At 32.2% G+C, this 7,419-nt stretch carries 8 protein-coding genes; all 8 read right to left on the bottom strand.

The features are described 5' to 3' along the window. Nucleotides 1–238: 238 nt before the first annotated feature. Genes hemC through AC30RD_RS04720 form a run of 8 tightly spaced genes read right to left on the bottom strand, consistent with a single transcriptional unit; the run spans nucleotide 239 to nucleotide 7,323 of the window. A complete protein-coding gene (gene hemC / locus AC30RD_RS04755) occupies nucleotides 239–1,177 on the bottom strand; it encodes a hydroxymethylbilane synthase (protein WP_489493155.1) in 939 nt (312 codons plus the stop codon). A 10-nt stretch (nucleotides 1,178–1,187) separates the two neighbouring features. Continuing rightward, nucleotides 1,188–2,024, bottom strand: coding sequence for a DsbA family protein (locus tag AC30RD_RS04750; protein ID WP_489493154.1), 837 nt, complete (start codon nucleotides 2,022–2,024; stop codon nucleotides 1,188–1,190). Beyond that, a complete protein-coding gene (locus tag AC30RD_RS04745) occupies nucleotides 1,993–2,385 on the bottom strand; it encodes an FxsA family protein (RefSeq protein ID WP_489493153.1) in 393 nt (130 codons plus the stop codon). Before AC30RD_RS04745 ends, AC30RD_RS04750 begins: the two co-directional genes overlap by 32 nt. Nucleotides 2,386–2,399: 14 nt before the next feature. Beyond that, the gene (locus tag AC30RD_RS04740) at nucleotides 2,400–4,106 is read right to left on the bottom strand and encodes a proline--tRNA ligase (RefSeq protein WP_489493151.1); all 1,707 of its coding nucleotides are present in this window, start codon (nucleotides 4,104–4,106) and stop codon (nucleotides 2,400–2,402) included. Next, the gene (gene hemA, locus AC30RD_RS04735) at nucleotides 4,096–5,421 is read right to left on the bottom strand and encodes a glutamyl-tRNA reductase (protein WP_489493150.1); all 1,326 of its coding nucleotides are present in this window, start codon (nucleotides 5,419–5,421) and stop codon (nucleotides 4,096–4,098) included. Before hemA ends, AC30RD_RS04740 begins: the two co-directional genes overlap by 11 nt. Nucleotides 5,422–5,423: 2 nt before the next feature. After that, entirely contained in the window at nucleotides 5,424–6,314 is an 891-nt protein-coding gene (locus AC30RD_RS04730; protein ID WP_489493148.1) for a polyprenyl synthetase family protein, read from the bottom strand. Between the two features lie 38 nt (nucleotides 6,315–6,352). Continuing rightward, nucleotides 6,353–6,634 (bottom strand): DUF2018 family protein, encoded by a 282-nt coding sequence (locus tag AC30RD_RS04725; protein ID WP_489493147.1) that lies wholly within the window; start codon nucleotides 6,632–6,634, stop codon nucleotides 6,353–6,355. A gap of 44 nt (nucleotides 6,635–6,678) precedes the next feature. Next, nucleotides 6,679–7,323 (bottom strand): efflux RND transporter permease subunit, encoded by a 645-nt coding sequence (locus AC30RD_RS04720; RefSeq protein ID WP_489493156.1) that lies wholly within the window; start codon nucleotides 7,321–7,323, stop codon nucleotides 6,679–6,681. Between the last annotated feature and the right edge of the window lie 96 nt (nucleotides 7,324–7,419).

Genomic DNA, 7,419 nt, shown 5'->3' with positions numbered 1-7,419 from the left:
AATCCAACCACTCAACTCAACCACTCAACCATTTTAACTTTTTTAACTAATACTAAGCCTTCGGCTTGCAAACCGAAAATCTTGCGCTATTTCATAGCGAAGATTTTCTTCAATGTAAATCAGCAGCTCATATGCTCGTCACAAAATTCATTGAATTTTGGACTCGCATAAATTCGCTGCTTTCGCAAAGGCACGCAAGCAAAGCAGTTTGCTTGCTAAGCCTTCGGCTTGCCTTTGCTTATTTAAACGCCATCTCTTCGGCTCTTTTTAAAAGCTCTTTTGCGCCTGCTTCTATCATAGACAGAGCTAACTCTCGTCCTAACTCTTTATAATTTTTAACACTTCCAAATATTTTATCTTTTAACAACTCTTTTCCGTTTGGAAGTCCCAAGATAGCTCTTGCTACGATATCTTCGTTATCTAAAACGGTAGCCTTTACACCAATTGGAACTTGACAGCCACCTTGTAGCATATCTACAAAATCTCTCTCTATAGTTGTTTCAATTTCACTTTTTTTATCATTTAAACTTTTAACAATTTCAAAAACCTCACTATCCTCTATACACTCTATTCCAAGAGCGGCTTGTCCCATCGCGGGAATCATACTCTCTTCGTCAATGGGCGTAACATAAGTTACTTCATTTACAAGAGAAAGCCTTTTTAATCCCGCCATTGCTAAAATTATGGCATCAAACTCGCCATTTTTTAATTTTTTTATTCTAGTATCTACATTTCCTCTTAAATCTTTTATAATCAAATCTGGTCTTATATGTAAAAGCTGCATTCTTCTTCTAAGACTTGTTGTGCCAACTATTGCATTTGGCGGTAAATCTTCTATTGAGCTATATTTTTCACTAAGTAGTGCGTCTCTTGGATCTTCTCTTTTTGTAATAGCCCCAAGAATTAAACCCTTTGGCAGTATCGTAGGGACATCTTTTAAGCTATGAACCGCCAAATGTGCTTCTCCTCTAAGCATCGCATCTTCCAACTCTTTCGTAAACAGCCCCTTACCGCCAATAAGCGCTAATGGAGTATCTAAAATTTTATCCCCTTTAGTTTTAAAAATTTTTAGTTCAACTTCAATATGGGGAAACTTTTTTTCTATAACATTTTTTATATGGTTAGACTGCCATAAAGCGAGCTTACTTCCTCTTGTTGCAATAATTAACTTTTCCATAAAAAAACCTTTATTTTATCAATTGTTTATATTTTTCTCTCGATGGATCTTTTTTACCATCTATAAATAGAGTAGGAGTTCCCTTTACAAGTATTTTTTGAGCCATTTTCATATCATATTCCAACGCTTTTTTAACCCATTCTTGATTTATATCTTTTAGAGTGAAATTGGTTCCTATCTTTTTATTTAACTCTTCTAATACTTTTTTTTCATCCTTTTGCGTATAATCAAAATCTACCTCATATATCTTTTTAATCAGATCTATCTTTTTATCTTTTTGAAGCAAAATCATAGCTTTACATATAGCTAAAGAGCCAGGATGCAACTGCAAAAGAGGTAGATGATAATAGTATAAAGAAAAAAGTTTTGGATATTTTTTAACAGTGTCTATGATATCTGGAACAACCTCTTTACAAAAAGGGCAGTTAGGATCACTAAATAAAAGAAGCTTATGTTTTGCATTTTTATCCCCTAATAGAAGATGATTATCATCATAAAAACTATTATCAACTCTTGGAGATAGATCGTGTTTTATGCTTCTGTTGGTTTTTAGATCTATAAAATCTGGGCTAATAAATCCATCTTTTGCAAATATTATATCATCTTGTGAGATCTCTATACTTTCTTTTCCTTTTTTTAAAAGCAAATCAAATCTTATAAAATACGCTTCCCAACCTTTTGGTTTTTCCAGTAGCTGTTTATCAACGATTTCTACTTTTTTTACTTTTAAAGCGGGATTTTTACTTAACCCTCTTTTTACAAATTTTATTATCTGTGCATCGGTTGCCCCAAAAGACAAAACAGAAAAAGCTAAACTAACGCTCAATAATCTCAACATCGATGACATCTTCATCTCCTTTTTTAGGCGGTTTCTTTTTTAAATGCAAAAATTTTTTTGCAAAAAATGTAGCAAATGCTTTAAATTGAAAGAGTATCCCCAAAATATCTGTAAAAAACCCGGGAATTATCAATAAAATAGCACCTATTAGAGTATATAGGCTTAAATTTTCAAACTCTTCTAAACTTATCTCTTTTTTTGCAACGGCAAAAAGGTATTCATTTGCTTTATATTGAAAATTCATTAATATATAAAAACCTATTATCGCTGAGACAATAATCTCTATAAAAGTTAAAACTCCTCCAAGACGGCTTGCGATATTTACAGAAACCACCGTCTCAATAAAAAGATACAATAAAAAATAGATCATTTTTTACCTTTAAATTACCGCTTTAATTTATCAAGTAAAAAGTCTAAAATCTCTTCTTTTGGTATATCTATCTTATTTAAATCTTTTCTATCAACAAATTGAACAAATCCTTCTTTCAAACTTTTTCCAACTATTACCCCATAAGGAAAACCGATAAGTTCAAAATCCTTCATTTTAAAGCCAAACCTCTCATCTCTATCGTCAAAAATAACCTCGATTTTTTCATTTAAAAGATTATCGTATAAAGTTTTTGCAAACTCATACTGTTCATTATCTTTTATATTTGAAACTACTATATCTATTTGATATGGAGCTACGTTTTTTGGCCAAATACATCCTTTATCGTCGTGAGATTGCTCTATAATAGCCGCAACCAATCTACTAACTCCTATACCGTATGTGCCCATAACAAAAGGTTTAGTTTTTCCCTCTTTATCTAAAAAATTGGCATTTAGGGGTTTTGAATATCTTGTTCCTAGTTGAAATATATGTCCAACCTCTATACCTTTTGTTAATTTTAGTTTTGCTGAACATTTGGGACACAAATCTCCCTCTTTTACCGCAGCTATATCCTTAAAATCTAAATTTTCAAGTTTTGTTAAATCACATCCGATTATGTGATAATCTTTTTCATTTGCACCGCAGATTAGATTTTTCTCACCCTTTAGATCTATATCAAAAACCGCTCTTAATTTTAGATCATAAGGTCCTACGAAACCAGGAACTATACCCATTTTCTCTAACTCTTCCTCGCTTATATCCATAAGTTCGTTTGCACCTACGGCGTTTGCGGCTTTTACTTCTTGAAGTTCATCATCTCCTCTTAAGAAAAATATAACTATCTCCTCTTTATCGTCAAAAATTGCCTTTTTTGCAACAGCTTTTAAAAGATAGTATGGATGAAGATGAAAAAATTGGCTTAGTTCATCTATTGTTTTTACATTTGGAGTATGAAATTTGCTAAATCCGCTAAACTCCGGAGGCTCAACGGGAGCAACTCTTTTTTTTCTTTTTGCTGCTTCTATATTTGCCGCATAATCGCATTCGCTACATATTACTATAGTATCTTCTCCGCTATCGGCAATCACCATAAACTCTTTACTTCCGCTTCCTCCAATAGCGCCAACATCTGCTTCGACTACTCTAAAATCAAGTCCCAATCTACTAAATATCTTTTTATAAGTATCTTCCATCAATTTATACTCTCTTTTCATATCCTCTTCATCGGCATGAAAAGAGTAACCATCTTTCATAATAAACTCTCTTCCTCTCAAAAGACCAAACCTAGGTCTTGCCTCGTCTCTAAATTTTATATGTATTTGATATAGGTTTAGTGGAAGTTGTTTATAGCTTGTAACTCTGTTTTTTACCAGTTCAACCATCATCTCTTCATGAGTTGGACCAAGCACAAAACAGTTATCTTTTCTATCTTTAAATCTTAAAAGCTCTTTTCCATATTTTGTAAATCTACCGCTTTTTTGCCACATCTCGCAAGGAGTTATAAAACCTAGTTGAACTTCTTGAGCTCCGGAGCTATCAAGTTCCTCTTTTATAATATTTTTAATTTTTTCTAAAACTATCTTTCCAAGTGGTAAAAAGTTGTAAATACCACTTGATACTTGACTTATAAATCCCCCTCTAACCAAATATTTATGGCTCGGTAAAACAGCGTCTTTTGGCGCCTCTTTAATGGTATAAATAAAAGCATTGCTAAACTTCACTATTTTCTCCTTCTTCAGTCATATTCATAAAATATTCGCATCTGTATCTATTTAATTGATTATATTCATCTCCATTTAAATCAAATATATATTTTATAGATTCAGCTATTGTATCGGCGGTAGGGTCTTCGGCAATCGATTTTAAATTTTTTGTAGGTTTATGTAAAAATTTATTAAAAGCGTTATGCAAAATTTTTGTTACGTTTTTTTCCAACTCTTTTGGAATATAACCTTTTTTAACGGCTTTTTTAATCTCTTCTAAACTGGCCTCTTTAGCTTGTTCTCTTATCCCTTTTATTATAGGCTCTATAGATAAGGTTTGAAGCCATTTAAAAAACTCTTTTGTATATTTTCCAACTATCCTATAAGCCTCTTTTGCCTGCTCTTCTCTTAAAGCCAAACTTTTATTTACTATCGCTTTTAAATCATCCACTACATATATTTTTATATTTTCAAAATCTATATCCTCAATATCCCTTGGAACGGCCATATCAAACCAAAATCTTTCAAAATCTTTTTTTTCTACCATATCTTTTGTGATAATCGGCTCTTTTGAAGAGGTAGCGGTAAATAGTAGTCTATATCTGTTTATTAAACTTTTAATATTTTGGATTGAGTTTGGCTCAACACTCTCTCCAAGATCTCTTGCAATCTTTTTTGTTTTTTCCATATTTCTGCCAACCAAAATAACGTTACATCCATTTGAAATAAGGTATTTTGCAGCCAAAATTCCCATTTCTCCAGTCCCAATCACAATAGCGCTATATCCTCCAAGATTATTAAAAATCTCTTTTGCTTGAGCAACCGCGGCACTTGCTATGGAGACAGGATTTTTGGAAATATCTGTAGAGTTTCTAACATCTTTTGAACATTTAAAGGCAAAATGCATAACACGAGCCAATTTTTGCGAAGCGAAACCCTTCTCAAAAGCCTCTTTAAAAGCCTCTTTTAACTGTCCTGAAATTTGCGTCTCGCCTATTACTAAGCTATCCAAGGCTGAAGCCACGCTAAAAATATGATGTATTGCCCCGTTATCTTCGTAAATATCCGCCCTTCCTTCAAGCTCGTCAAAATCAATCTTTGAGACTTTTGATAGTTCTTGGATTATATGATCACCGGCTTTAAAAGGATCCTTAACGCTTGCGATTATCTCTACTCTATTACAGGTTGAGAGAATTATAACTTCGTTTATAACAGGCGATGAGATAAGATTTTGATAAACGCTCTCTCTTTTTTTTTCATCCCCTAACGCAAGTTTTTCTCTTGTGTGAAGATCGGTGTTTTTATGAGAAAAGCTTACTACTAAATACTGCATTATCAATAATTCCTATATATAAGATTTTTCATTATTTCACTTAGCTCTTTATTCTCTTCTTTGATTGCGCTTAGCGCCTCTTTCCCAAGCTTTATAGCAAAATTTTTCGAATCTTCTATCGCATCTGTTTTTAGCATCATATCTTTTATCCACTCTTTTTCCTGAGTGTTTGCCTCTTTTTTATATAAATTTTTAAGTTTTATCTTTTCATCTTTATCTAATCTATTATAAAGATATATATAGGGTAAAGTTACCTTACCCTCTTTAAAATCGCTCATCGCAGGTTTTCCCAAAACCTCATCACTTGAAATTACGTCTAATATATCATCAACTATTTGAAAAGCAAGTCCAAGATTTTTCCCGTATAATGCGTAAGAGTCTTCATCTTTTTTTGCCAAAATAGCCGCACTTTTTGCAGCAGCCTCTATCAATGAAGCGGTTTTTTTATAAATCATATCAAAATATCTATCTATATCTGTATTAAATTGGTTAGTTAAAGTAACATCTAACAACTCTCCAATACTAAGTTTTGTAACTGCATCGGAAATTGTTTTTGAGATTTTATCTTCAAACTTTGTTAATTCAAAAAATGCTTTAGAATAAAGAATATCCCCAAACATAATAGATGTTTTGTTACCAAAAAGAGCATTAATCGAAGGGGAGCCTCTTCTTGTTAGAGCATCGTCTATCACATCATCATGAAGCAAACTAGCCCCATGAATCATCTCTACAATAGCCGCAAGTTTTACAGCCTCCATAGAATCGCAGATTTTTAATATCAATTTTGCTCTAAGTCTTTTGCCGGGGGGAAGCTTTTTAAAAAGATCTATTATATATTCATCATTTAAATCTTTTATATATTTTTCCATCTCTTTTTCAACAAGCTCTAACAATACTCCTCCTTAAAAATTTTTACACTTTTATTTTTACACTATTCTGATTGGCTTAAAATATTTCCCATCGATTCGATATATAATGAGTTCAATTTATTTTCCAACTCTTTTTTATTATTTTCATCTGCAATGAAATATTTGACCTTTTTCTCCACATCATCTATACCGCACTCTTTTTCCAAAATAAGCTCCATCGCAGCAAGCCAAGTCATAACTCTTTCAAGTTCATTGGAGACAATATTTCTGTTTGCGTTAAATACTATATCTATAAACTTACTATTTGGCGTTCCCGTTAAAAAATCATCTACATCTTTAAACATTTTCCCCTCCTGTTTACTATTTTAAACTAAAATGATATCGTATTTTACTCTTTTATCCTATAAATTGAGCTAAAAAATAGCGGAACGATATATAAATTTATTATAGTCGCCCATGCTAAACCAAATCCAAGGGTAATTGCCATAGGCTGCAAAATAAGACTCTGTCCAGATGCGAAAAATATAAGGGTTGATAAACCTATTATTGTTGTAATTGAGGTTAAAAGAATAGGTCTAAGTCTTAATTTTGCCCTACTTATAATACATCGAATATTTTTGCACTCTCTAATAAAATCAAGCATTATCAACCCGTCATTTACCACAACGCCGGCTAAACCAACAACCCCAATAAGACTTGGCATAGTTAAATTTATTCCCATTATCTTGTGTCCTAATAAAACTCCAAATATTGATAAAGGAATGGAACTTAAAACTATCAGGGATTGCAAGGTTGAACCAAACATCCATACCAAAGAGATAAAAATCAAAAATAGTGCAATTATGGCAGCTTCTCCTATCTCTCTTTTAACTTTTTTATTCTCTTTTTGTTCACCTTTTATCTCAATTTTTATTCCAAACTTTTCCACATTTTTTAATATCGGAGCCAGTTTTTCGTAAAATTCATCCGAAGTTATGATTTTTTTATCTAAAGATGCGTAAATTGTTCTGATTTTTTCGCCGTTTTCTTTAATTAGAGTATAAAAATGTTTTTTAAAAACAAAATATTAATAATCTGTTAAGGTTAAAGGTTGAAAATTCCGTTGTACTAAGGGATGCGTTCGAGAGTG

It is taken from the genome of Nitrosophilus sp., from assembly GCF_982775275.1.
The sequence above is the reverse complement of the archived record's forward strand: the minus strand, read 5'-3'. Positions and strand labels throughout refer to the sequence as shown.